Here is a 22,969-nt window from a genome sequence, read left to right on the forward strand (position 1 = left end):
CCAACTGTGCGCGTCAAGCACCGCCGTCAGGTTTTGAACCGCTCTTAAGGTCGACGGGGCCACCGGATAGCCTTCGCGGGGAATCGGTCGTCGATGTCCTCGGGGCCCGTCTCCGGGGCCTGTTTCCGGGGCCTGTCCCTATGGAGTGGAGCAGCTTTGACAGTCTTTCTCATGAACGCCGACGCCGAGATGACGGAGTTCTTCTCGGCCATCGCCCAGGTGATGCGGGACCGGTTCGGCATCACCTGGGCCGAGGCGGTCGCCCGGCTCAACCAGGCCTGGGGTCACCTGGAGTTCGCTCCTTACCCGGACCTCGTGTGCCACGAGGACGAGGAGTTCTGGGCCCACGTCCTCTACTTCGAGGAGAGGGTCCCGTATTGGGACGAGGGCGCGGACCGCGATCGGTGGCAGATCGCCCCGCCGCCTCCGGCCGGCTCGGACTGCTGGACCCTGCCGGACGACGCCTGACCGGGCGGCGGGGCCCGGGGCCGCCCGCGCGGATCCCGCCGGGCACGCGACGGCGCGCGCCGGACCGGCGGGGCCCGTGCGGGCGGCCGCGACCCTAACGGGCGGTGGCCGCGCGCAGGACGGCTGCTGCCAGGCGCACGTTCTCGGCGGAGCCGCCGGCGGGCGGGAAGGCGAAGCGGCGGCGGATGTAGCCGTACGCGACGCCGCTGCGCGGATCGGCGAAGGACTGGGAGCCCGTGGCGCCGGCGTGCCCGAAGGCGTCCGGACCCAGGAACGGGTACGGGACGCTCTGCCGCTCGAAGCCGAGGCCGAAGTGGTCCTGCGCGTTCACCACCAGGTCGGGGCCCGGGGTGTGCAGCCGGGTGAACTCGGCGATGGTGGCCGGAGTCAGCAGCGGTCCCCGGCCGTCCAGCCCGCTGATCACCGCCGCGTACATCCGCGCCGCGCCGCGCGCGTTGCCCACGCCGCCCGCCGAGGCCTGGCCGAGGGCCCGTACCGAGCGGGTGTTGGCGAACGCCGTCAGATCGGTGGGCGGGGTCGCGTTGAGGTTGAAGGCCACCGCCGTGAGGCTGTCGGGGCCCGGCGCGTTCGCCAGGAACTCGGCCAGCTCCGCCGGTGCGGGCTGCGCCGGCTGCACCTCCAGGTAACGGGGTTCGAGCTCCTCGGGCAGGCCGAGGTGGAGGTCCAGCCCGTACGGGGCCCTGATCCGCTCCTCGAACAGCTCCTGGACCGACCGGCCGGTGGCCCGGCGGACCACCTCGCCGGTGAGGGCGCCGATCACCAGGCCGTGGTACCCGTAGGCCGTGCCCGGCTCCCAGTACGGCTTCCGGGCCGCCAGCCGTTCGGCTATCAGCCGGTCGTCGGCGAGCTCCTCCGGCGTGAACCCGCCGTCCACGCCGATCAGCCCGGCACGGTGGGAGATCAGCTCCCGCAGGGTCACCCGGCCCTTGCCCTCGGCGGCGAACTCCGGCCAGTAGGCGGCGACTTCGCGGTCGAGGTCGAGGACGCCGTCCTGTACCAGCAGGGCGACGACCAGGTGGGCCGCGCCCTTGGTGACGGAGAAGACGCCGGTCAGCGCGTCCCCCGTGGTGATGCCGTCCTCCGCCCACAGATCGACCACCTGCCGCCCGTGCAGGTACGCCGCGAGCTGGGCCCCCGGCTGGTGGGGCTCCGCGGCGAGCACGGCGGCGAACTCCTCCCGTACCTCCTCGAAGCCCGCTGCCACTGTGCCCTGAACGCCGGCCTGGTTCGACACTTGTCCTCCCCGATGTCTGTTCGATCTCCGTCAGGGCCCAACGAGCTGACCCCCCGTCGGCATTCCTGCCGGTGGAGTTTCCGTCGTCCCGGCCGTCCACCCGCTCCGTTGTCGGTGCCGCCTGCCACGATGGGCGGCACGTGCGGAGAGAAGGGGCAGGAGGCTGTTCGTGGGTGCTTGGGAGATCGGTCCGTTCGACAACGACGCGGCGGCGGACTTGGCCGGCGCGCTGGATCGCGCGTCGGACGGTTCGCGGGAGGGCCGGGCCGGGGGCGGGGGTGTGAGCCTGGCGCGCGGTGTGCTCGCGGCCGCGGCCGACACCGCCGCCTACCTGGAGCGGGACGAGGGGGCGGAGGCGGTCGCGGCGGCGGCGCTGATAGCCGCGCAGTGCCCCGGCGGCGCACCGGTCGACTCCGCCTACGGGCCGAAGCGGCCGCTGCCCGTGTTCACCGCCGAGCTCCGGCCGCTCGCCGTCCGGGCCCTGGACCGGGTCCTGGCGGAGCGGTCCGAGCTGGCCGAGCTCTGGGACGAGGCGGGCGCGGGGCAGCAGTGGCGCGCGGGTGTCCGACGGCTGCGCGCGGTGCTGGCGGCGGCCGGGTAGCGGCTGCGGGCGTGGGCGCTTGACTTGGAGTGCGCTCCGGGCGGCAGGGTGGAGCCGGGCGTCCGGAACGGGCCGGAGCGTCCGGAACGGGCTGGAGGAGAGAAGATGCGCAACACGACACTGGGCAGCACCGGACCCGAGGTCGGCGTGGTCGGGCTCGGCTGCATGGGGATGACCTGGGCGTACGACCCCGCCGGGCGCAACGACGAGGTGTCGGTGGAGGTGCTGCGGGCGGCACTGGACCTCGGGGTCACGCTGATCGACACCTCGGACATCTACGGCCCCTACACCAACGAGGAGTTGGTCGGCCGCGCACTGGCCGGTCCGTACCGGGAGCGGGCGGTGCTGGCCACCAAGGTCGGTCTGGTGCCCGGCACGGGCGAGACCCGGACGGCCAACGACGGGCGCCCCGAGCACGTGCGGAAGGCGATCGACGAGAGCCTGCGCCGCCTCGGCACCGACCACGTCGACCTGTACCAGCTGCACCGGGTGGACCCGGCGGTGCCGATCGAGGAGACCTGGGGCGCGCTGGCCGAGACGGTCGCGGCGGGCAAGGCCCGGCAGATCGGCCTGTCCGAGGTGACGGTCGAGCAGATCGAGCGGGCGCAGGCGGTGCACCCGGTGGCCTCCGTCCAGAACGAGTTCTCGCTCTGGACCAGGGACTCGCTCGCCGAGGTGCTCCCGTACACCGAGGAGCAGGGGATCGCCTTCCTGCCCTTCTCGCCGCTCGGCCGGGGTTTCCTGACCGGCCGGATCACCTCCGCGAGCGACCTGGCGGCCGACGACTGGCGCTCCACCCTGCCGCGTTTCCAGGCCGAGGCGGTGCAGGCCAATCTGGCGCTGGTGGAGCAGGTCAGGAAGATCGCCGCCAGGACCGGAGCCACCCCGGCGCAGGTGGCTCTCGCCTGGCTGCTGGCGCAGGGGCGGTACGTGATCCCGATCCCGGGCACCAAGACGCCCGCGTACCTGGCGGACAACGCCGGCGCGGCGGACGTCGAGCTCAGCCCCGCGGACCTCGCCGAGCTGGACGCACTGCCCGCGCCGGTCGGCGGCAGGTACTGAACCCGGCCGGGCGCCGGCGGTGGGTGCGGGAAGCTGCACGGCAAGTCCGGTGCGGATCCGGGCAGTTCCCCGCACCCCGGGAGCTTCACCCGGCGGGCGCCGGGCCCGGGCGGCGGTTCAGGTGCCGGGTCCGTCGGTGATCCAGATCAGCCTGCGGCCGGTCTCGGCCGGTGTGACGGGCTCGAAGTCCACCACCCGGTCGAGCCGGTAGCCGAGCTTGCGCGGAACGGCGGCGCTGGCCAGGTTGCCCTCGTCGCAGTGGATCTCCACCCGCCCGATGCCCGGCAGGGCGAGCGCGGCCCCGGTCAGCGCCCCGGCGGCGGCGGTCGCCAGGCCGCGGCCCGCGTGGTCGACGGCGACCCAGTAGCCGATCTCCAGTGCGCCCGCGCCGATCCGTCCGTGCAGGCCGAAGGCGCCGACCACGCTGCCCGGCAGGGAGTCCGGGCCGAGGACGTACATGAAGTCGGTGCCCGCGTCCCAGGCGTCCACCCCGGCCCGGACCATCTCCCGGGTGTGGTCCAGGGTCGGCTTCGACCTGGCCCACTCCATCCACGGCCGCAGGTGTTCGAGGCTGGCGGTCACCGCGGCGTTCAGCCCGGGGGCGTCGCCCGCCGCACGGCGGCGCAGCGAGAACCCGCCCGGCAGCGGAATCAGCTCGGGCGGGCGTCCCTCGGTGACGGCGAAGAGCTCGTCGGTGCTTTGACTCATGACCGGATTATTGCCCCCCGGCACCGCCCTGAACAGGTGTTTTCCGGTGACACGTCAGCCGGGCCGACTCCGCTGCCGAGGTTTCGGAGCCGGGCGGGCACCAGCGCCGGACCGGCGTGCGAGCCGGGCGGGTCCGGCGCGTGACCGGGCCGGCCGGGTCAGAGCCGGACCAGGACCTGGTCGAGGTCCTTGCGGCGCAGGTCCGGCACCCGGGCGTGGTCCGCCGGGTAGCCGACCGGAATGACGTACGCGGCGCGTTCCTCGCCCGGCCGCTCGCACACCTCGTTGAGGAAGCGCATCGGGCTGGGCGTGTGGGTGAGGGTGGCCAGCCCCGCCTGGTGCAGGGTCGCGAGCAGCAGGCCGACGGCGATGCCGACCGACTCCTTGGTGTAGTAGGGCCGCGGCGACCCTGGCCCCTTGTGCACCTCGAAGACCACGATCACGGCGGGGGCGTCCTCGAGGAACGGCTTCTGCCAGTCCGTCCCGATCGGCCGGAGCGCCTCGAGCCACTCCGGTGAGGCGCGGTGCGCGTAGAACTCGCGCTCCTCCGCCTCGGCGGCCTCGCGCAGCCTCCGCTTGCGCTCCGGGTCGGTGATCACCACGAACCGCCAGGGCTGGACGTGCGCGCCGCTGGGCGCGGTCGAGGCGGTGCGGACCGCCCACTCGATCACCTCGTCGGGGATCGGGCGGGTGGAGTAGTCGCGGACGGTCCGGCGCTGCGACATCACGTCGTAGAAGGCCCTGCTGCGGTCCGCCGCCTCCTGGGCGGGGACCGTCATGGGGCGGAGCGGGACAGTCGGGTAGGCGGCCGCTGCCGATGCACTGTCAACCATGGTGCACAGCACAGCACATGGCCACGCCGGGCGGAAGGGCGACTGCGCCGGGGGCGGGGAGCCGCGCGGGGACCGGGCGCCCCGGCGGCGGGCGGTCACGCGGATCCCCGCCCCCGGGAGCCGTGCCCGGGCCGGGGGCGCGGGTCAGCGCTCGTGCAGCCGGCCGTCGGCGACCTCGAGGCGGCGGTTGACCGTGACCGCCTCCAGCATCCGCCGGTCGTGGGTCACCAGCAGCAGCGTTCCGGTGTAGGAGGCGAGCGCGGACTCCAACTGCTCGATGGCGGGCAGGTCCAGGTGGTTGGTGGGCTCGTCCAGCACCAGCAGGTTGACCCCGCGGGCCTGGAGCAAGGCGAGCGCCGCCCTGGTCCGCTCGCCGGGGGAGAGGGTGTCGGCCGGGCGCAGCACGTGGGCCGCCTTCAGCCCGAACTTGGCCAGCAGGGTGCGGACCTCCTCCGGTGAGAGCTCGGGGACCGCGGTGGCGAACGCCTCGGCCAGCGGTTCGCCGCCCAGGAACAGGCCGCGCGCCTGGTCGACCTCGCCGACCACCACGCCCGAGCCCAGCACCGCGCTGCCGCCGTCCAGTTCGAGCCGTCCGAGCAGCGCGGCGAGCAGGGTGGACTTGCCCGCGCCGTTGGCACCGGTGATGGCGACCCGGTCGGCCCAGTCGATCTGCAGGTCCACCGGCCCGAAGGCGAAGTCCCCGCGCTTGACCGAGGCCCCGCGCAGGGTGGCCACCACGGCGCCGGAGCGCGGTGCGGCGGCGATCTCCATCCGCAGCTCCCACTCCTTGCGCGGCTCCTCGACCACGTCGAGGCGCTCGATCATGCGCTGGGTCTGCCGGGCCTTGGACGCCTGCTTCTCGGTCGACTCCTGCCGCATCGCGCGGCCCATCTTGTCGTTGTCGCCGCTCTTGCGGCGGGCGTTGCGGACGCCGTGCTCCATCCAGCCGCGCTGCATCCGGGCCCGCGCCTCCAGCCCCGCCTTGGTGTCCGCGTACTCGTCGTACTGCTCGCGGGCGTGCCGGCGGGCCACCGTCCGCTCCTCCAGGTACGCCTCGTAGCCGCCGCCGTACAGGTTGACCTGCTGCTGGGCGAGGTCCAGCTCCAGCACCCGGGTGACCGTGCGGGCCAGGAACTCACGGTCGTGGCTGATCAGGACGGTGCCCGCACGCAGCCCCTTGACGAAGGACTCCAGGCGCTCCAGGCCGTCCAGGTCCAGGTCGTTGGTGGGCTCGTCCAGCAGGAAGACGTCGTAGCGGGAGAGCAGCAGCGAGGCCAGCCCCGCACGGGCGGCCTGACCGCCGGAGAGCGCGGTCATCGGCAGGTCCAGACCGACCTTCAGCCCGAGCGAGTCGGCGACCTCCTCCGCGCGCTCCTCCAGGTCGGCGCCGCCCAGGTCCAGCCAGCGGTCCAGGCCGGCCGCGTACGCGTCGTCCGCGCCGGGACGGCCCTCGACCAGGCCCTCGGTGGCCTCGTCCAGTGCGGCCTGCGCCGCCGCCACACCCGTGCGGCGGGCCAGGAAGGCACGCACCGACTCGCCCGCGCGGCGCTCCGGTTCCTGCGGCAGGTGGCCGACGTTGGCGGTCGGCGGGTTCAGCCTGACCGTGCCGCTCTCGGGGGCGCTGAGACCGGCCAGCAGGCGCAGCAGGGTGGACTTGCCCGCCCCGTTGACCCCGACCAGGCCGACCACGTCGCCCGGGGCGACGACCAGGTCCAGGCCGGAGAAGAGGGTGCGGTCGCCGTGGCCGGCGGTGAGGTCGTTGACTACGAGAGTGGCGCTCATGATGTCCCCGATCCTATCGGCGGCCGCGGAAAACCCTTTGCGGGTGCCGCGGCGGCCCGCCTACCGTGGACGTCGTTGCCGCCGCAGCCGCCGCGGTGCCGCCAGACGAGGAGAAGGCCGTTGCTCTACTGAGGTCCTGAGACACCGCCCCACGCACCCCCGACGTGTGCGTGGCGTGAGCGTGCGACCTCGGCAGCGAGCATCCTCCCTGCATCTCTTCGCGACCGCTTCCAGCGGTGTCTCCCGTGTTGCTCCCCTCACCCACAGCAAACACGCCGGAGGCCGTCATGGCGCATCCCACCACCTCCATCCTCTGCACCGACCTGAGCTTCGAATGGCCGGACGGCACCACCGTCCTCGACGGCTTCAACCTCGCCGTCGGCCCCGGCCGCACCGGGCTGATCGGGCTCAACGGGGCCGGCAAGTCCACCCTGCTGCGCCTGATCGCGGGCGATCTCACCCCCGCCGCCGGTACCGTGCGGATCGGTGGCGAACTTGGCTACCTTCCCCAGGACCTCACCCCGGACACGCGCGTGGGGGCACCCCCGGCCGAAGGCCGGGGGAGGGTCGACGAGGCGCTCGGCATCCGGGCCGCCCGCACGGCGCTGCACGCCATCGAGTCCGGTGACACCGACGAGCGGCACTTCGCCGCGATCGGCGACGACTGGGACGTCGAGGAGCGCGCCCGCGCCACCCTCGACCGGCTGGGGCTGGAACGGCTCGGCCTCGACCGGACCGTCGGCGAACTCTCCGGCGGTGAGGCCGTGCTGCTGCACCTGGCCGCCCTGCTGCTGCGCCGCCCGGACGTCCTGCTGCTGGACGAGCCGACCAACAACCTGGACCGGCGCGCCCGTTCGCTGCTCCACGAGGCCGTGGCGAGCTGGCCGGGGGTGATGGTCGTGGTCAGCCACGACCGCGAACTGCTCCAGTACGTCGACCAGATCGCCGACCTGCGTGATGGCAGGGTCACCTGGTACGGCGGCAACCTCGCCGACTACGAACGCACCGTCGCCGCCCAGCAGGAGACCGCCGAGCGGTTGGTGCGGGTCGCCGAGGCCGACGTCCAGCGGCAGAAGCGCGACCTGGTCGAGGCCCGTACCAAGCTGGCCCGCAGCGCCAGTTATGGCAAGAAGCGCTCGGAGACCCGCAACGACCCGAAGATCTTCGCCGGGAAGCTCAAACGGCAGGCCGAGGAGACGGCCGGGCGGGTCAAGGGCATGCACGCCGAGCGCCTCGCCGAGGCGGAGGAGCGGCTCGCCGCCGCGGAGGAGGCCGTCCGCGACGACGCCGAGATCCGGATCGACCTCCCGCGCACCTTCGTCCCACCGGGCCGGACGGTGCTCAGCCTCGACAGGGTCCGGCTCGCCCACGGCGCCTCGGCCGACCTGGAGCTGCGCGGACCGGAGCGGATCGCCCTGGTGGGCCGCAACGGCGCGGGCAAGACCACCCTGCTGCGCACCATCGCGGGCGACCTCGCCCCACTCGCGGGGGAGGTCACCGTGCCCGTACCGCTGCGCTACCTGCCCCAGCGCCTGGACCTGTTGGACGACAGCCGTTCGGTGGCCGACAACGTCAAGGCGTACGCGCCGGGTGCGGGTGACAACGCGGTCCGGGCCAGGCTGGCCCGCTTCCGGTTCCGGGGCGGGCGGGCCGAGCAGCTCACGGGCACGCTCTCCGGTGGCGAGCGCTTCCGGGCCACCCTGGCCGCCCTGCTGCTCGCCGACCCGCCGCCGCAGCTGCTGCTGCTGGACGAGCCGACCAACAGCCTCGACCTGGCCAGCGTCCGCCAGCTCACCCAGGCGCTCGCCGGGTACCAGGGGGCGCTGGTGGTGGCCAGTCACGACGTTCCGTTCCTGCGCGGGATCGGTGTCACCCGCTGGCTGGAGCTGGACGGCGAGTTGAGGGCGATCGACGCGCTCTGACGGGGGAGAGTGCCGATCGGCCGGAGGGGTGCCGCGAGCCGGTACCCCTCCGGTACCATCCCCGCATGCCAGCGCTCAATATCGAGTACACGGAGCCCGAACTCGCGGCGATCCGCGAGGCCGCCGCCGCGGACGGCAAGAGTGTCAAGGCGTACGTGCACGACCTGAGCGTCCGCGAGCAGCAGCGCCGGACTTTCGTCAGCCACGCGGTGGCCTTCTGGAACGCCCACGTCGAGGAGTTCGACGCGGCCTTCCCGGAGGACGCCCCGGACACCGGGCGCCGTGACGCCACACGCCGCGGCGTCGCCCGCTCCGACTCGGCAGCCGCCTGAGGATGCTCCGGGTCGACATCCGCTGGCTGCTCGACGTCCAGGAGCTGGCCTCGCCCGAGGACCTCACCGTGCGCGACTACTCCGCCCTCCAGGCGGCCGTCGCCCGCCACCGCGTCAACACCGCACAGCTCGGCCACGACGCCGACCCGGCCTGGTGCGCGGCCGCCCTGATGCACACCATCGTCCTGCTGCGCCCGCTGCCGGTCCGCAACAACCTCTACGCCTGCATGGCCACCGCCGCCTACATGCACGCCGCCGACGAGGGCATCGACCCGCCCTACGGCGCCCTGGTCGAGCTGGCCCGCGACGTCGCCGAGGGCACCTCGGACGTCTTCTCGGCCGCCCGGCGGATCCGCGCCTGGCGGATCTGAACCGGCGCGCGCCCGCCGGGCGAATCCCTTGACAGGTGGATCACCTCCTGGATTACTGGCCTTCACACTGCTGATGACCGAATGTTCGGTCGGTGCGCCGGGATGGCGGGACCAGCAGGCGATCCGAGAGGACGAGTCGATGAGCCGCACCCCGACCGACGCCACCGGACCAGGCCAAAACCTCGGCGAACCGACTCCGCCCGAACTCCTCGACGCCGGCGAGCGGATGAGTCCCGAGGAGCTCAGGGCGCACCAACTCGTCCGGCTGCGCAGCACGCTGCGCCACGCCTACGAGCACGTCGAGCTCTACCGGCGGAAGTTCGACGCGGCCGGGGTCGGGCCCGAGGACTGCCGCACGCTCGCGGACCTCGCCCGGTTCCCCTTCACCACCAAGGCCGACTTCCGCGAGGCGTACCCCTTCGGCATGTTCGCCGTCCCGATGTCCGAGGTCCGGCGGCTGCACGCGTCCAGCGGGACCACCGGGCGGCCCACCGTGGTCGGCTACACCGAGCGCGACCTCTCGCTCTGGGCCGACCTGGTGGCCCGCAGCATCCGGGCGGCCGGCGGCCGCCCCGGGCACAAGGTGCACGTCGCGTACGGCTACGGGCTGTTCACCGGAGGGCTGGGCGCGCACTACGGGGCGGAACGGCTCGGCTGCACGGTGATCCCCGCCTCCGGCGGCATGACCGCCCGGCAGGTGCAGCTCATCCAGGACTTCCGGCCCGAGATCATCATGGTCACGCCGTCCTACCTGCTCACCCTGCTGGACGAGTTCGAGCGCCAGGGGATCGACCCGCGCGGCACCTCGCTGCGGATCGGGATCTTCGGCGCGGAGCCGTGGACCGAGGAGATGCGCCGCGAGATCGAGCAGCGGATGGACATCCACGCGATCGACATCTACGGGCTGTCCGAGGCGCTCGGCCCCGGCGTGGCGCAGGAGTGCGTGGACACCAAGGACGGACTGCACCTCTGGGAGGACCACTTCCTCCCCGAGATCGTCGACCCGTTCACCGACCGTGTGATGGCCGACGGAACGGGCGGCGAACTGATCCTCACCTCGCTCACCAAGGAGGCGCTGCCCGTCATCCGCTACCGCACGCGCGACCTGACCCGGCTGCTGCCCGGCACCGCGCGCCCGGCCTTCCGCCGGATCGAGAAGATCACCGCCCGCTGCGACGACATGATCATTCTGCGTGGGGTCAACGTGTTCCCGAGCCAGATCGAGGAGATCGCGCTGCGCACGCCCGGCGTCGCGCCGCACTTCCAGCTGCGGCTGTCCCGGCGCGGCCGGCTGGACCACATGACGGTCCGCGTCGAGGCGCGGCCCGACACCGGGCCCGACCGGCGGGCGGCGGCGGCCCGGGAGATCGGCCAGGGCATCAAGGACGGCGTCGGTGTCACGGTCGAGGTGGAGGTCGTGGACCCCGAGACGCTGGAGCGCTCGGTGGGCAAGATCCGCCGGGTGGTGGACCAGCGGGAGCGGTGAGCGCCCGCGGCCCGAGCCGGGGGAGGGCTCAGCCGGTGGCCGGGCGGAGCCTGCCGCGGAGGCTGGTGCCGAGGCGGTCCATGCCGATCACGGCGGCACCGAGGATCACGAACTCGACCGTGAGCTGGCCGATCTGGCCGGCCACCCAGGCGTAGCCGTGCTCGGTCGGGTCCAGGAAGAAGTACGGGTACTTGTTGTCGAAGTGCGGGAAGAGCGCGGCGCGCAGCTCGGTCAGGAAGGCGTAGCCGAGCGGGAAGGAGAGCCAGAGCGGCAGGTCGCGCCAGCGCGAGACGTTGCGGGGCTTCAGGCAGAGCCAGTCGAGTACGACCATCACGGGTGTCGTGTAGTGCAGGAAGAAGCTCGACCAGTGCGCGAGGCGGTCGGGCCCGGAGAAGAGACCGGGCAGCGGGTTCTCGCCGTGGTTGAGGATGATGTGGGCGACCAGGCCGGTGATGGTGATGTAGAGCACGGCGGCGCCGCGCAGCCGGGGCGCCGGGGCGTCGGTGGTGTTGCGCCTGGTCATCCAGTACACGGCGCCGGCGAAGTAGCCGAGCACGATGACGTTGCTCTCGATGGTGAAGTACACCAGTGAGCCGGTGCCGAGGATCAGCCCGAGCCCGGCCGAGATCATGATGGCCAGGCGCCACCAGAGCGCTGGTCTGGTCCAGACTGACATGCGTTCACCGGTTCTTTTCGCAGGGTTCGGGGGGTCGTCGCACTCTACCCACGGGTAGCGGCCGGGCGGAAGCCGTCGCGTGGGCGGTACCCGTCCGGTGCCGGCCCGGCGTCGCCGATGGGCCGCCCGGCGGGATCGCCCGGCGGGATCGCCCGGCCCGGGTTTCCGGCGAGGCCCCCGGCCCGCCCGCCCCTGCCGACGGATCTCCGGCGCAGCACGCCGACGGCCGTGTGCCGTGTTCGGACAGGCCCTAGCGGGGGCGGACGAAGCCGGACTCGTAGGCGGCGATCACGGCCTGGGTGCGGTCCCGTACGCCGAGCTTGGCGAGCACGCTGCCGACGTGGGACTTGATCGTCTCCGGGCTCACCACCAGCCGGTCGGCGATCTCGCCGTTGGCCAGCCCGGCGGACATCAGCCGCAGGATCTCGCCCTCCCGCTCGGTCAGCCGGGGGAGCGGGGCGGACCCGTCGGGGCGGCGTCCCGCGTGCTGCCTGGCCAGCTCGCGGACGGCGGCCGGGAAGAGCAGCGACTCGCCGTGCGCCACCAGCCGGACGGCCTGCACCATCTCCTCCGCGCGGGCCCGCTTGAGCATGAAGCCGCAGGCCCCGGCGCGCAGGGCGTCGTACACGTGGTCGTCGTTCTCGAAGGTGGTGACCACCAGGACCTTCGGCGCCGGCCGGAGCGCGTCGAGCACCAGCTCGGTGGCCCTGATGCCGTCCAGGCCGGGCATCCGGATGTCCATCAGCACGACGTCCGGCCGCAGCTCGCGGGCCAGCGGGAGGACTTCGGCGCCGTCCGCCGCCTCGCCGACCACGGTGATATCCGGCTCGGCGTCCAGAACCACCCGCAGCCCGGTCCGCACCAGCCGCTCGTCATCGGCGATCACCACTCGGATCACGGCCGTCCCCCTTTTCCGTCTCTGCTGCGTTTCCGTCTCTGCCTCTGCCGCGCTGCGTTGGGCCCTGCCGCCCCGTCGGCTCTCCGCCGCTGCGCCCCGCCCGGCGCCGCCGTCCTCAGCGTGCCGCCGCGAAGCCGGTCGGCTGCCCGGGCGCGGGGAGCCAGACGGCGAGCTGCCAGGTGCCGTCCGGCTGCGGCCCGGCCCGGCAGCCGCCGCGCCGGGACTCGGCGCGTTCGGCTATCCCGCGCAGCCCGCGTCCACCGCCGGGGCGGCTGGGCCGCCCGGCGCCGATCGGATTGCCGAGCTCCAACTCAAGACGTCCGCCGGACAGTTCGAGCCGCAGCCGGGCGGGGACCGGCCCGGCGTGCCGGAGCACGTTGGTGAGGCCCTCCTGGACGATCCGGTACGCCTCCCGGGAGAGCTCGGGCGGCAGTTCGCCGAGTCCGGGGCCGGTCAGCGACTCGACGTGCACCCCGGCCAGGCCCATCTGGCGTATCAGGGTGTCGAGTTGCTCCAGGGTGGGCCCGCTGTCCGCAGGGCTGTCCTCGGCCCGCTCCTCGCGCAGCAGACCGAGGACGGTGTCGAGCTCGGCGACGGCCGCGCGCGCGGTCTCCTCGATGGCCGCCAGCGCCTGTGCCGCGAACTCCCGGTCCGTGTGCAGGACCCGGCTGGCCGCCGCCGCCTGGACGGACACCGCGCTCAGCGCGTGCCCGACCGAGTCGTGCAACTCCCGTGCCAGCCGGTTGCGCCCCGCGAGCTCGGCGGCCCGCTGCTCGGCTGCGGCCAGCCGCTCGGCCGGGGTCGGGCCGAGCAGGACGGGCGCGCAGCGGGCCAGCAGGGCGCCACAGGCGGCGTTGACGATCAGGAGGAGGAGCAGCAGTGCCGGGCCGAGCAGCAGCCCGGACGGCGCGTGTTCGCCGAAGGTGCGGCGGATCGCCTCCCGGCCCGGGTGGCCGAGCGCACCGAACGGGGAGAGCAGCAGGAGCGCGGCGGCCGGCGGCACCGAGATGGACATCCCGCTGACGATGCCGCCGAGCAGGACGTGCAGGACGAACCATGCGGACGTCCGCCGCCGGGCCGCCCAGGAGTGGGCCGGTGAGGTGGCCGGCTCCCGGGCCGCACCGGTGCCTTCGCCCGGCACCGCACCCGCGCAGAGCGCCCTGGCCGCTGCGCCCTCCAGCACCCGGACCACCGGGACCAGCGCGGTGACCGCCGCCATCGGCAGGGCCGTCGGAACGGCGAGCAGCTGCACGGCGAGCCGGGGGCCGGAGTCGGAGCCAGGCAGGGCCAGGCTCAGCAGCACCTCGGCGAGCATCCAGTACGGCATCAGCAGCGCGCCGCCGAGCACCAGGTGCACCCAGCGCCGCGCGGCCCGCCGTCCGAGCAGGGCGCTCACCGACCCCACCGACCCCACTGGGCCGACAACCGGACCGACGCCCGGACTGACAGCCGGGCCGACAGTCGGGCCGGCCCCACGTCGGCAGCGGCGGCGGCAGCGCGTAGGGGCGCCGACGGGGCGCGGCTCGGCGGCCTGCCGGTGCCGCAGGCTCGGGAGGGGTCGGGTTCGGTGCGGGCCATGACCCCGACTATCTCCCCGACGTCCCGGTGCGGTCATCGGCCGTGGCGATGATCCGCCTCCCCCTGGCGGGGGATTTCGCCCTCCTCCCGGAGGAAGAGACCGCCCGAAGAGGAGGAAGAGACCGCCCGAAGACCGTTCAGAAGATCAGGTGGGCGCGCTCGTGGGTGCGGACCTCGATTCCGGAGGCGGCCTTGTTGATCAGTTCGTGGGCGAGGTTGGAGCAGGCGCGGGCGGCTGCCAGCTCCTCGCCGACGGCGGAGTCCGGGGTGTCGTCCGGGTTGCGGCGGGCGACACCGAGGCCCTGGACTCCGGGCGCGCTGAAGCCGCTCAGCGAGGCCGTGCAGGTGGTCCGGCTGTCGTCCTCCTCGAAGTTGAGGTCGACGATCCAGTGGTTGTGCATGGTGGCTCATCTCCTCGGGAGAGACCGTACGCCCCAGAATCCGCCGGGCGGGGGCGGTTGGCAAGGCGTGGCCCCAGGGGGGCCGCTCCCGGGTGTTGACCCGTGCTGATACAGGGCAGCAGAATTTGTAACACGGGCTCCGCACCGGCAGCACGGGCTGCGCGGCCCCCGGAGCGGGAGGCGCCATGACCGGCCGGACCGACCCCGAACCGCTCGGCCCGTCCTCGCTGACCTGGCGGTACTTCAGCGACTGGCGTGCCGTCCTGCTCGCCCTGTGGGCGGGCTCGATGCAGAACATGCACCCCGCGCTCGGCGCCGGGGTCGAACAGCACTCGCGCTTCTTCGAGGAGCGCTGGGAACGGCTGTTCCGCTCGCTCTACCCGATCGCCGGGGTAGTCTACGACGGCCCCGACGCCGCCCGTACGGCCCGCCGGGTCCGCGATTACCACCTCGGCATCAAGGGCACCGACCGCCACGGCCGCCCCTACCACGCGCTCGACCCCGACACCTTCTTCTGGGCGCACGCCACCTTCGTCATGATCCCGGTACTGCTCTGCGAGCACTTCGGCCGCCCGCTGACCCTGCCGGAGAAGGAGCGGCTGTACGCCGAGGGCCTGCGCTGGTACACGCTGTACGGGGTCAGCGCCCGTCCGGCGCCGCCCGATTGGCAGGGCTTCTGCGCCTACTGGGACCGGATGTGCGCGCAGGTGCTGGAGGACAGTCCGGCCGCGCGGGCCGTGCTGGACATCCGGCGGATCGCCCGGCCGCCCGCCCTCGGCCGACTGCCGCAGCCACTCTGGCGGGTGCTGCGGGTGCCGTTCGCGCGGTTCGGGGTCTGGCTGACGGTCGGGCTGTACCCGCCGGTGGTGCGGGAGCGGCTGGGGTACGGCTGGTCGCGGCGCAGCGCGTTCGGGTTCCGGCTGTTCGGGCGGGCGGTCGCGCTGGGGTGGCGGCTGGTGCCGTTCGAGCGGCGGTTCCATCCCCGGGCGCGCGCCGCGTGGCGGCGCGAACGCGGGCTGGAGCCGGTCCTCGTCGAGTCGCCGGCCCGGAACCACGCCCCCGGATGACCGCCCGCGCGCGGCCCCGGCGCGGCGCCCGCCCGCGAGGTGCGGGGGCGGCGCCCGGAGTGCGACGGCCCGCGCCCGCCCGGCCGCAGCCGTGACCCGCCGAGGAGCCGTACGCCGAAAGGCCGCTCGGCGGAAAAGCCGTCCTGCCGCCCTTGTTACCGGTGGGTCGGATCCCTATCATCACGACTGTGACAGCCATACTGTCAAACACGTCGGGAGAGCAGCAGGTGCCGGAGCGCAGCAGTGGCCCGCTCGCAGGGGTGCGGGTGGTGGAGCTCGCGGGCATCGGCCCGGGACCGTTCGCCGCGATGCTGCTCGCAGACCTCGGTGCGGACGTGGTCCGGGTGGACCGCCCCGGGCCGGTCGCGCTCGGCCAGGACCCGGACTTCGACGTCACCAACCGCAACAAGCGCTCCGTGGTGGTCGACCTCAAGTCGCCCGAGGGGCCCGGCCTGGTGCTCGAACTGGTCGAGCAGGCCGACCTGTTGATCGAGGGCTACCGTCCCGGAGTGGCCGAACGGCTCGGCGTCGGACCCCGGGAGTGCCTGGACCGCAACCCCGCGCTGGTCTACGGCCGGATCACCGGCTGGGGCCAGGACGGGCCGCTCGCCGCGCGGGCCGGCCACGACATCGGCTACGCCGCCACCGCCGGAGTCCTCGGACTGATCGGTGCGCCCGGCGAGGCCCCGGCCATCCCGGTCAACCTGCTCGGCGACTACGCGGGCGGCTCGCTGTACCTGGTCGTCGGCCTGCTGGCCGCACTGCACCACGCCCGCGCCACCGGCACCGGACAGGTCGTGGACGCCGCCATCGTCGACGGCGCCGCCCACCTCACCTCGATCCTCTGGGGCCTGCTCGCCGCCGGCCAGTGGCAGGACCGGCGCGGCGTCAACCTGCTCGACGGCGGCGCCCCCTGCTACTCGGTCTACCGCACCGCCGACGGCGAGTACATGGCGGTCGGCGCACTGGAGCCCCAGTTCTACGCCGAGTTCACCAGGCTGCTGGAGCTGGAACCGGACGCCCCCGGCCAGTTCGACCTCGCCCGCTGGCCCGAGCTGCGCGCGCGGATCGCGGCCCGCTTCGCGACCCGCACCCAGGCCGAGTGGACCGCCGTCTTCGAGGGCACCGACGCCTGCACCTCGCCGGTGCTGACCATGCGTGCAGCGGCCGGGCACGGACACCTCGCGGCGCGCGGTACCTACACCACGCACGGGGGCATCACCCAGCCGGCGCCCGCACCGCGCTTCTCGGCCACCCCGGGCGAACTGCGCCGCCCACCCGCCAGGCCCGGCGCGCACACCGGTGAGGTGGCCCGCGACTGGGACGTCCCCGGACTGCTGCCCCGGGCCGACCGGTCCCCCGACGCCCATGAGGGCCACCGAAACCCGTGAGACACAAGACCGTCGAGCCCTAGGAGAGCGCAGTGCAGCGCGAGATCTACACCGAGGAGCACGAGGCGTTCCGGGAGAGCGTCCGGGCGTTCCTGGCCCGGGAGGTGCTTCCGCACTACGAACGCTGGGAGCAGGCGGGCATCGTGGACCGCTCGGCCTGGCTGGCGGCGGGCAAGCAGGGGCTGCTCGGGCTCGCCGTGCCGCAGGAGTACGGCGGCGGGGGCACCGCCGACTTCCGCCACCCGGCCGTGCTGGCCGAGGAGTTCGTCCGCGCCGGGATCAGCGGGCTGGCCATCGGGCTGCACAACGACATCATCGGCCCGTACCTGACCTCGCTCGCCACCGACGAGCAGAAGCAGCGCTGGCTGCCGGGCTTCTGCAGCGGCGAACTCATCACCGCCATCGCGATGACCGAGCCGGGCGCCGGGTCCGACCTCCAGGGCATCCGGACGAACGCCGTCGACCAGGGCGACCACTACCTGCTGAACGGCGCCAAGACCTTCATCTCCAACGGCATCCTCGCCGACCTGGTGGTGGTCGTGGCCAGGACCACCCCCGAGGGCGGCGCGCACGGCCTGAGCCTGCTGGTGGTCGAGCGCGGGATGGCGGGCTTCGAGCGCGGCCGCAACCTCGACAAGATCGGCCAGAAGGCCCAGGACACCGCTGAGCTGTTCTTCGACGACGTGGTCGTGCCCAAGGAGAACCTGCTGGGCGAGGAGAACCAGGGCTTCGGCTACCTGATGCGCAACCTCGCCCAGGAGCGGCTGGCGATCGCGGTCTCCGCGATCGCCGGGGCCGAGCACCTGACCGAGCTCACCAGCGCGTACGTCAAGGAGCGGACCGCCTTCGGCCGTCCGCTCGCCAAGCTCCAGCACGTCCGGTTCGAGATCGCCGAGCTGGCGACCGAGTGCGCGGTCACCCGGACGTTCGTCGACCGCTGCATCACTGAGCACAACCGGTGCGCGCTGACCCCGGTGGACGCCTCGATGGCCAAGTGGTGGGCCACCGAGCTGCACAAGCGCACCGCCGACCGCTGCCTCCAACTCCACGGCGGATACGGCTACATGGCGGACTATCCGGTGGCCAGGGCGTTCACCGACGGCCGGATCCAGACCATCTACGGCGGCACCACCGAGATCATGAAAGAGATCATCGGCCGCTCCCTCCTCGGCTAACCCGAAAGGCATCACCGTGACCACCGAAGCGTACGTCTACGACGCGATCCGCACCCCGCGCGGCCGGGGCAAAGCCACCGGCTCGCTGCACGGCACCAAGCCGATCGACCTGGTGGTCGGCCTGATCCACGAGATCCGCGCCCGCTTCCCCGACCTGGACCCCGCCGCGATCGACGACATCGTGCTCGGCGTGGTCAGCCCGCTCGGCGACCAGGGCTCCGACATCGCCCGGATCGCCGCCGTCGCCGCCGGGCTGCCGGACACGGTGGCGGGCGTCCAGGAGAACCGCTTCTGCGCCTCCGGCCTGGAGGCCGTCAACCTCGCCGCGGCCAAGGTCCGTTCGGGCTGGGAGGACCTGGTCCTGGCCGGTGGCGTCGAGTCGATGTCCCGGGTCCCGATGGGCTCGGACGGCGGCGCCTGGGCGATGGACCCGATGACCAGCTTCCAGGTCGGCTTCGCCCCGCAGGGCATCGGCGCCGACCTGATCGCCACCATCGAGGGCTTCTCCCGCACCGACGTGGACGCCTTCGCCGCCGAGTCCCAGGCGCGCGCCGCCAAGGCCTGGGCCGACGGGAAGTTCGACCGCTCGGTGGTGCCGGTCAAGGACCGCAACGGGCTCGTGGTGCTGGACCGCGACGAGCACTTCCGCCCCGGCACCACCGTGGAGACGCTGGCCGGCCTCAAGCCCTCCTTCGCGACCATCGGCGAGGCGGGCGGCTTCGACGCCGTCGCCCTGCAGAAGTACCACTGGGTCGAGTCGATCGACCACGTCCACACCGCGGGCAACTCCTCGGGGATCGTGGACGGCGCCGCCCTGGTCGCCATCGGCTCGCGCGAGGTCGGCGAGCGGTACGGGCTGCGCCCGCGCGCCCGGATCGTCTCGGCCGCCGTCTCCGGCTCCGAACCGACCATCATGCTCACCGGACCGGCCCCGGCCACCCGCAAGGCCCTCGCCAAGGCCGGACTCACCGCCGAGGACATCGACCTGGTCGAGATCAACGAGGCGTTCGCGGCCGTCGCCCTGCGCTTCATGCGCGAACTCGGCTTCAGCCACGAGAAGGTGAACGTCAACGGCGGTGCGATCGCCCTCGGCCACCCGCTCGGCGCGACCGGCGCGATGCTGATCGGCACCCTGATCGACGAGCTGGAGCGCCGCGACCTGCGCTACGGCCTGGCCACGCTGTGCGTCGGCGGCGGCATGGGCATCGCCACCGTCATCGAGCGCATCTGAACTCCCCGGCCCTCCCGCCGCCCGCCGCCCCCCTTCCCGGGACGCGCTTCGCGCGCAGCCTCGAACAGGACTTCCGACATGACTGAAGCAACCGCCATCCGCTGGGAGCAGGACGACGAGGGCGTGGTCACCCTCGTCCTCGACGACCCGTCCCAGTCCGTCAACACGATGAACGCCGCCTTCACCGAGGCGTTCATCGCCGTGGTCGAGCGCCTGAAGGCCACCGAGGGCCTGCGCGGCGTCATCATCACCTCCGCCAAGAAGACCTTCTTCGCCGGGGGCGACCTGAACCTGCTCCGTGCGGTCCAGCCCGAGCAGGCGGGCGAGTTCCTGGCGAACACGCTGCGCCTCAAGCGGGCCATGCGGGCGCTGGAGACGCTGGGCAAGCCGGTGGTGGCCGCCGTCAACGGCGCCGCCCTCGGCGGCGGCCTGGAGATCGCGCTCAGCTGTCACCACCGCATCGCGCTGGACACCCCCGGCAGCAGGATCGGACTGCCCGAGGTCACCCTCGGCCTGCTGCCCGGTGCCGGCGGCGTGGTCCGCACGGTACGGATGCTCGGCATCGCCGACGCACTGCTCAAGGTGCTGCTCCAGGGGCGCCAGTACCGGCCCGCGCAGGCCCTGGAGATCGGCCTGGTGGACGAGATCGCCGGCACCGCGGAGGAGATGACCGCCAAGGCGCGCGCCTTCATCGACGCCAACCCGGAGTCGGTGCAGCGCTGGGACGTCAAGGGGTACCGGATCCCCGGCGGCACTCCGTCCACCCCCGCTCTCGCGGCCAACCTGCCCGCCTTCCCAGCCAATCTGCGCAAGCAGCTGGCCGGTGCGCCCTACCCGGCCCCGCGCAACATCCTGGCGGTCGCCGTCGAGGGCGCCCAGGTGGACCTGGACACCGCGCTGGTGATCGAGTCCAGGTACTTCACCGAGCTGGCCTGCGGCCAGACCGCCAAGAACATGATCCAGGCGTTCTTCTTCGACATGCAGGCCGTCAACTCCGGTGCGGGCCGGCCGAAGGGCTTCCCGGTGCGCGAGGTGCGCAAGGTCGCCGTGCTCGGCGCCGGGATGATGGGTGCGGGCATCGCGTACTCCTGTGCCAAGGCCGGGATGCAGGTGCTGCTCAAGGACGTCACGATGGAGGCGGCCGAGCGCGGGAAGGCCTACTCCGCCGGGCTGCTGGACAAGGCGGTGGCACGCGGGCGGACGACCGAGGCCGAGCGGGCGGAGTTCCTGGCCCGGATCACGCCGACCGCCGAGGCCGCCGACCTGGCCGGCTGCGAGGCGGTGATCGAGGCCGTCTTCGAGAACCCGGAGCTCAAGCACAAGGTCTTCCAGGAGATCGAGGACATCGTCGCGCCGGACGCGCTGCTCTGCTCCAACACCTCCACCCTCCCGATCGGCCTGCTCGCCGAAGGGGTGGGCCGCAGCGCCGACTTCGTCGGTCTGCACTTCTTCTCGCCGGTCGACAAGATGCCGCTGGTGGAGATCATCCGCGGCCCGCAGAGCGGTGACGAGGCGCTCGCCCGGGCCTTCGACCTGGTCCGCCGGATCGGCAAGACCCCGATCGTGGTCAACGACTCGCGCGGCTTCTTCACCTCGCGGGTCATCGGCCAGTTCATCAACGAAGGCGTGGCGATGGTCGGCGAGGGCGCCGACCCGGTCTCCGTCGAACAGGCCGCCGCCCAGGCCGGGTACCCCGCCAAGGTGCTCTCGCTGCTGGACGAGCTGACGCTCACCCTGCCGCGCAAGATCCGCAACGAGGCCCGCCGGGCGATCGAGGAGGCGGGCGGCAGCTGGACCGCGCACCCCGCCGACCTGGTGATGGACCGGATGCTCGACGAGTTCGACCGCCCGGGGCGCAGCGGCGGCGCCGGCTTCTACGAGTACCGGGACGGGCGCCGCACCAGGCTGTGGCCGGGGCTGCGCGAGCACTTCACCAAGCCCGGGGTGGAGATCCCGTTCGAGGACATGAAGGAGCGGATGCTCTTCGCGGAGGCGCTCGACTCCGTGCGCTGTCTGGAGGAGGGCGTGCTGACCTCGGTCGCGGACGCCAACGTCGGCTCCGTCCTCGGCATCGGCTTCCCGGCGTGGACCGGCGGTGTGCTCCAGTACATCAACGGCTACCAGGGCGGACTGCCCGGGTTCACCGCCCGTGCCCGCGAGCTGGCGGCGGCGTACGGCGAGCGCTTCGACCCGCCCGCGCTGCTGGAACGCCTGGCGGCGGAGGGCGGCCGGTTCGAGGACTGACCGGCCGGCCCGGGCCCGCGCAGAGGTCTCCCGCTCCCCCGGCCCGCACGGTCCGGGGGAGCGGGGCCGCGCGAAGCCGCGTGCCCTCCGGTGGGGCCGGCCGCACGGCCCCGCCCCCGGTGCCGCTGCGGGCCCTACTGCCGCTGCGCGGCCAGTTCCTCGGCGAGGGAGCGCTGGAAGGCCGTCACCAGGGCCTGCACCACCATCGGCTGGATCCGGTCGGTGAGTTCCTTCATCCGCTCCAGTTCGGCCGGCGGCGGATCGCTCTCCCGGTACGGCTTCCAGACCGTCTCGCGGAACAGCCGGTGCAGGTCGTGGGCGGTCGCCCGGCTGTGCAGCCGGACCACCGCGCGGGCCGCGACCAGCGTCTCCAGCGGGATCGGTACGTCCAGCACCCGCACCCCGAGCGGCAGCAGACCCGGGTCGATCTTGAAGACCTCGGGGTCGTCGGTGCGGTGCAGCGCGCCCATCGCGGCCAGCCGGTCCAGGTCGGCGTCCGAGAGCGGCCGCCCGGCCCGCCGTCCCAGCTGGTCGCGGGTGGCCTCCTCGGCGGCCTCCGGGGTCCAGGACGCCACCAGCGCCCGGTGGATGGCCAGGTCCAGGGAGTCGATGTCCGCGGGCAGCTGCGCCAGGTACCGCTCGATCGCCGCGAGCGTCAGGCCCTGCCGCTGCAGCTCCTCGATCAGCTCCAGCCGTCCGAGGTGCTCCGCGCCGTACAGCCCGACCCGGCGCGGCCCCAGCTCCGGCGGCGGCAGCAGGCCCTTGGTGCTGTAGAACCGCAGTGTCCGCACCGTCACCCCGGCCCTGGCGGCCAGCTCGTCGACGGTGAGTCGCAGTGGCCCGGCCGACATTGCTGTCATGGAACGTAACCTCACGCTGACTCGGGAGAACCCGATGACCGATACGGCAGTGCTGCTGTAACAGCACCAGTGTGACACCGCCCCCGTGCCGGGGGCCATGTCCGGTTCGTTCGACGAGGGGATCCCGTCGCACCGGCCGTCGGCGCCGCGGACTTTGGCGCGGCCATCGGCCGAGACCCCGCGGCGGCCGGGAGCCGGGAGCCGGGAGCCGAGGGGTGAGGGGTGAGGGGTGAGAGCTGACGTACACCGATCCCGCACGATCGAACCGGTCCGCAGACTTCTACATGTCTGTAGAGTTCTGGTGACAGTCGCCCATGGACCAGGGAGCGGGACGGTGCACGGATCACAGGAGCGCTCCGGCGCAGTTCGAAGCCCCCAGGACGCGTCCTGGCAGCCGCCCGAGGCGGAGGTGCGGCGGGTCTACCAGCCGGTCGAGGTCCATCGCGAGGACGGGACCTGGGCGGTGGGCCGGATCAACGCGTGGTGGCATCCGGCCGGCGGCGAACCGTGGTGCCGGGTGCGGACGATCGGGAGGGGCGGGGTGCCGTCCTGGATGCCGTTCGACCCGGAGCGGCTGGTCCTGCTGCCGCTCACGGGGATCTGACGGGAGCGGGCGGGCCGTCCTGGC

Annotated in this window: 22 protein-coding genes; 13 read left to right on the forward strand and 9 right to left on the reverse strand. The window is 73.4% G+C overall.

Translation table 11 applies throughout. From position 1 onward, the window contains the following. The first annotated feature begins 156 nt into the window (after window positions 1-156). Window positions 157-468 carry a hypothetical protein gene (locus tag ACFC1R_RS09955; protein ID WP_375935574.1) on the forward strand — a complete coding sequence of 104 codons (312 nt, stop codon included), beginning with the start codon at window positions 157-159 and terminating at the stop codon, window positions 466-468. A gap of 94 nt (window positions 469-562) precedes the next feature. Here ACFC1R_RS09955 and ACFC1R_RS09960 read toward each other — a convergent pair whose 3' ends face one another. Next, on the reverse strand, window positions 563-1,723 hold the full coding sequence (locus tag ACFC1R_RS09960) for a serine hydrolase domain-containing protein (RefSeq protein WP_375935577.1): 1,161 nt from the start codon (window positions 1,721-1,723) through the stop codon (window positions 563-565). A 169-nt stretch (window positions 1,724-1,892) separates the two neighbouring features. Between ACFC1R_RS09960 and ACFC1R_RS09965 the strand changes: the two genes are divergently transcribed. Then, the gene (locus ACFC1R_RS09965) at window positions 1,893-2,324 is read left to right on the forward strand and encodes a DUF4259 domain-containing protein (protein WP_375935581.1); all 432 of its coding nucleotides are present in this window, start codon (window positions 1,893-1,895) and stop codon (window positions 2,322-2,324) included. Between the two features lie 105 nt (window positions 2,325-2,429). After that, window positions 2,430-3,386, forward strand: a complete 957-nt coding sequence (locus ACFC1R_RS09970; protein WP_375935583.1) for an aldo/keto reductase — start codon at window positions 2,430-2,432, stop codon at window positions 3,384-3,386. A 117-nt stretch (window positions 3,387-3,503) separates the two neighbouring features. On the opposite strand, the gene ACFC1R_RS09975 is transcribed toward ACFC1R_RS09970, so the two are convergent. The 3 genes from ACFC1R_RS09975 to ACFC1R_RS09985 all read right to left on the reverse strand — a co-directional run bounded on the left by ACFC1R_RS09975 (window position 3,504) and on the right by ACFC1R_RS09985 (window position 6,709). After that, window positions 3,504-4,094 carry a GNAT family N-acetyltransferase gene (locus ACFC1R_RS09975; RefSeq protein ID WP_375935585.1) on the reverse strand — a complete coding sequence of 197 codons (591 nt, stop codon included), beginning with the start codon at window positions 4,092-4,094 and terminating at the stop codon, window positions 3,504-3,506. A gap of 158 nt (window positions 4,095-4,252) precedes the next feature. Next, on the reverse strand, window positions 4,253-4,927 hold the full coding sequence (locus ACFC1R_RS09980) for a nitroreductase family protein (RefSeq protein ID WP_375935588.1): 675 nt from the start codon (window positions 4,925-4,927) through the stop codon (window positions 4,253-4,255). Between the two features lie 144 nt (window positions 4,928-5,071). Then, window positions 5,072-6,709, reverse strand: coding sequence for an ABC-F family ATP-binding cassette domain-containing protein (locus ACFC1R_RS09985; RefSeq protein ID WP_375935591.1), 1,638 nt, complete (start codon window positions 6,707-6,709; stop codon window positions 5,072-5,074). 287 nt (window positions 6,710-6,996) lie between these two features. Between ACFC1R_RS09985 and ACFC1R_RS09990 the strand changes: the two genes are divergently transcribed. The 4 genes from ACFC1R_RS09990 to paaK all read left to right on the forward strand — a co-directional run bounded on the left by ACFC1R_RS09990 (window position 6,997) and on the right by paaK (window position 10,820). Then, on the forward strand, window positions 6,997-8,631 hold the full coding sequence (locus ACFC1R_RS09990; RefSeq protein ID WP_375935594.1) for an ABC-F family ATP-binding cassette domain-containing protein: 1,635 nt from the start codon (window positions 6,997-6,999) through the stop codon (window positions 8,629-8,631). Between the two features lie 65 nt (window positions 8,632-8,696). After that, entirely contained in the window at window positions 8,697-8,963 is a 267-nt protein-coding gene (locus tag ACFC1R_RS09995; protein ID WP_375935598.1) for a hypothetical protein, read from the forward strand. A 2-nt stretch (window positions 8,964-8,965) separates the two neighbouring features. After that, on the forward strand, window positions 8,966-9,334 hold the full coding sequence (locus tag ACFC1R_RS10000) for a toxin Doc (RefSeq protein WP_375935601.1): 369 nt from the start codon (window positions 8,966-8,968) through the stop codon (window positions 9,332-9,334). A gap of 139 nt (window positions 9,335-9,473) precedes the next feature. Next, the gene (paaK, locus tag ACFC1R_RS10005) at window positions 9,474-10,820 is read left to right on the forward strand and encodes a phenylacetate--CoA ligase PaaK (RefSeq protein WP_375935604.1); all 1,347 of its coding nucleotides are present in this window, start codon (window positions 9,474-9,476) and stop codon (window positions 10,818-10,820) included. A 28-nt stretch (window positions 10,821-10,848) separates the two neighbouring features. Here the strand turns inward: paaK and ACFC1R_RS10010 are convergent, their stop codons facing one another. From ACFC1R_RS10010 to ACFC1R_RS10025, 4 genes are all read right to left on the reverse strand, one after another. Next, a complete protein-coding gene (locus tag ACFC1R_RS10010) occupies window positions 10,849-11,496 on the reverse strand; it encodes a Pr6Pr family membrane protein (RefSeq protein ID WP_375935606.1) in 648 nt (215 codons plus the stop codon). 250 nt (window positions 11,497-11,746) lie between these two features. Then, window positions 11,747-12,391: a response regulator gene (locus ACFC1R_RS10015; protein WP_375935723.1), complete on the reverse strand. Its 645-nt coding sequence runs from the start codon at window positions 12,389-12,391 to the stop codon at window positions 11,747-11,749. A gap of 118 nt (window positions 12,392-12,509) precedes the next feature. Then, window positions 12,510-13,790 (reverse strand): sensor histidine kinase, encoded by a 1,281-nt coding sequence (locus ACFC1R_RS10020; protein WP_375935609.1) that lies wholly within the window; start codon window positions 13,788-13,790, stop codon window positions 12,510-12,512. A gap of 319 nt (window positions 13,791-14,109) precedes the next feature. Next, window positions 14,110-14,373: a DUF1876 domain-containing protein gene (locus tag ACFC1R_RS10025; protein ID WP_045303036.1), complete on the reverse strand. Its 264-nt coding sequence runs from the start codon at window positions 14,371-14,373 to the stop codon at window positions 14,110-14,112. A 185-nt stretch (window positions 14,374-14,558) separates the two neighbouring features. Between ACFC1R_RS10025 and ACFC1R_RS10030 the strand changes: the two genes are divergently transcribed. The 5 genes from ACFC1R_RS10030 (at window position 14,559) to ACFC1R_RS10050 (ending at window position 21,481) form a co-directional block, all read left to right on the forward strand. Beyond that, entirely contained in the window at window positions 14,559-15,440 is an 882-nt protein-coding gene (locus ACFC1R_RS10030) for an oxygenase MpaB family protein (protein WP_375935613.1), read from the forward strand. Window positions 15,441-15,628: 188 nt separating this feature from the next. Next, entirely contained in the window at window positions 15,629-16,831 is a 1,203-nt protein-coding gene (locus ACFC1R_RS10035) for a CaiB/BaiF CoA transferase family protein (RefSeq protein WP_375935616.1), read from the forward strand. Between the two features lie 32 nt (window positions 16,832-16,863). Further along, complete coding sequence (locus tag ACFC1R_RS10040) at window positions 16,864-18,006, forward strand: acyl-CoA dehydrogenase family protein (RefSeq protein WP_375935619.1); 1,143 nt, start codon at window positions 16,864-16,866, stop codon at window positions 18,004-18,006. A gap of 16 nt (window positions 18,007-18,022) precedes the next feature. Then, window positions 18,023-19,237 carry an acetyl-CoA C-acetyltransferase gene (locus ACFC1R_RS10045; RefSeq protein ID WP_375935622.1) on the forward strand — a complete coding sequence of 405 codons (1,215 nt, stop codon included), beginning with the start codon at window positions 18,023-18,025 and terminating at the stop codon, window positions 19,235-19,237. A gap of 78 nt (window positions 19,238-19,315) precedes the next feature. Further along, the gene (locus tag ACFC1R_RS10050) at window positions 19,316-21,481 is read left to right on the forward strand and encodes a 3-hydroxyacyl-CoA dehydrogenase NAD-binding domain-containing protein (RefSeq protein ID WP_375935625.1); all 2,166 of its coding nucleotides are present in this window, start codon (window positions 19,316-19,318) and stop codon (window positions 21,479-21,481) included. Window positions 21,482-21,615: 134 nt separating this feature from the next. On the opposite strand, the gene ACFC1R_RS10055 is transcribed toward ACFC1R_RS10050, so the two are convergent. Beyond that, window positions 21,616-22,341 carry a MerR family transcriptional regulator gene (locus ACFC1R_RS10055; protein ID WP_375935628.1) on the reverse strand — a complete coding sequence of 242 codons (726 nt, stop codon included), beginning with the start codon at window positions 22,339-22,341 and terminating at the stop codon, window positions 21,616-21,618. A 334-nt stretch (window positions 22,342-22,675) separates the two neighbouring features. On the opposite strand from ACFC1R_RS10055, the gene ACFC1R_RS10060 reads away from it, so the two are divergent. Continuing rightward, window positions 22,676-22,945 (forward strand): hypothetical protein, encoded by a 270-nt coding sequence (locus ACFC1R_RS10060; RefSeq protein ID WP_375935631.1) that lies wholly within the window; start codon window positions 22,676-22,678, stop codon window positions 22,943-22,945. Window positions 22,946-22,969 lie beyond the last annotated feature (24 nt).

Origin of the sequence: Kitasatospora sp. NPDC056138 (genome assembly GCF_042264695.1) — a bacterium.
In the GTDB taxonomy this organism is placed as follows: Bacteria; Actinomycetota; Actinomycetes; order Streptomycetales; family Streptomycetaceae; genus Kitasatospora.

Excerpts from the sequence above, each read along its gene's own strand:
- ACFC1R_RS10025 (WP_045303036.1), bottom strand. The coding sequence starts at position 14,373 with ATGCACAACCACTGGATCGTCGACCTCAACTTCGAGGAGGACGACAGC.
- ACFC1R_RS10010 (WP_375935606.1), bottom strand. The coding sequence starts at position 11,496 with ATGTCAGTCTGGACCAGACCAGCGCTCTGGTGGCGCCTGGCCATCATG.
- ACFC1R_RS09995 (WP_375935598.1), top strand. The coding sequence starts at position 8,697 with ATGCCAGCGCTCAATATCGAGTACACGGAGCCCGAACTCGCGGCGATC.
- paaK (WP_375935604.1), top strand. The coding sequence starts at position 9,474 with ATGAGCCGCACCCCGACCGACGCCACCGGACCAGGCCAAAACCTCGGC.
- ACFC1R_RS10000 (WP_375935601.1), top strand. The coding sequence starts at position 8,966 with ATGCTCCGGGTCGACATCCGCTGGCTGCTCGACGTCCAGGAGCTGGCC.
- ACFC1R_RS10055 (WP_375935628.1), bottom strand. The coding sequence starts at position 22,341 with ATGACAGCAATGTCGGCCGGGCCACTGCGACTCACCGTCGACGAGCTG.
- ACFC1R_RS09970 (WP_375935583.1), top strand. The coding sequence starts at position 2,430 with ATGCGCAACACGACACTGGGCAGCACCGGACCCGAGGTCGGCGTGGTC.
- ACFC1R_RS09985 (WP_375935591.1), bottom strand. The coding sequence starts at position 6,709 with ATGAGCGCCACTCTCGTAGTCAACGACCTCACCGCCGGCCACGGCGAC.
- ACFC1R_RS09975 (WP_375935585.1), bottom strand. The coding sequence starts at position 4,094 with ATGAGTCAAAGCACCGACGAGCTCTTCGCCGTCACCGAGGGACGCCCG.
- ACFC1R_RS09980 (WP_375935588.1), bottom strand. The coding sequence starts at position 4,927 with ATGGTTGACAGTGCATCGGCAGCGGCCGCCTACCCGACTGTCCCGCTC.
- ACFC1R_RS09990 (WP_375935594.1), top strand. The coding sequence starts at position 6,997 with ATGGCGCATCCCACCACCTCCATCCTCTGCACCGACCTGAGCTTCGAA.
- ACFC1R_RS10030 (WP_375935613.1), top strand. The coding sequence starts at position 14,559 with ATGACCGGCCGGACCGACCCCGAACCGCTCGGCCCGTCCTCGCTGACC.
- ACFC1R_RS10050 (WP_375935625.1), top strand. The coding sequence starts at position 19,316 with ATGACTGAAGCAACCGCCATCCGCTGGGAGCAGGACGACGAGGGCGTG.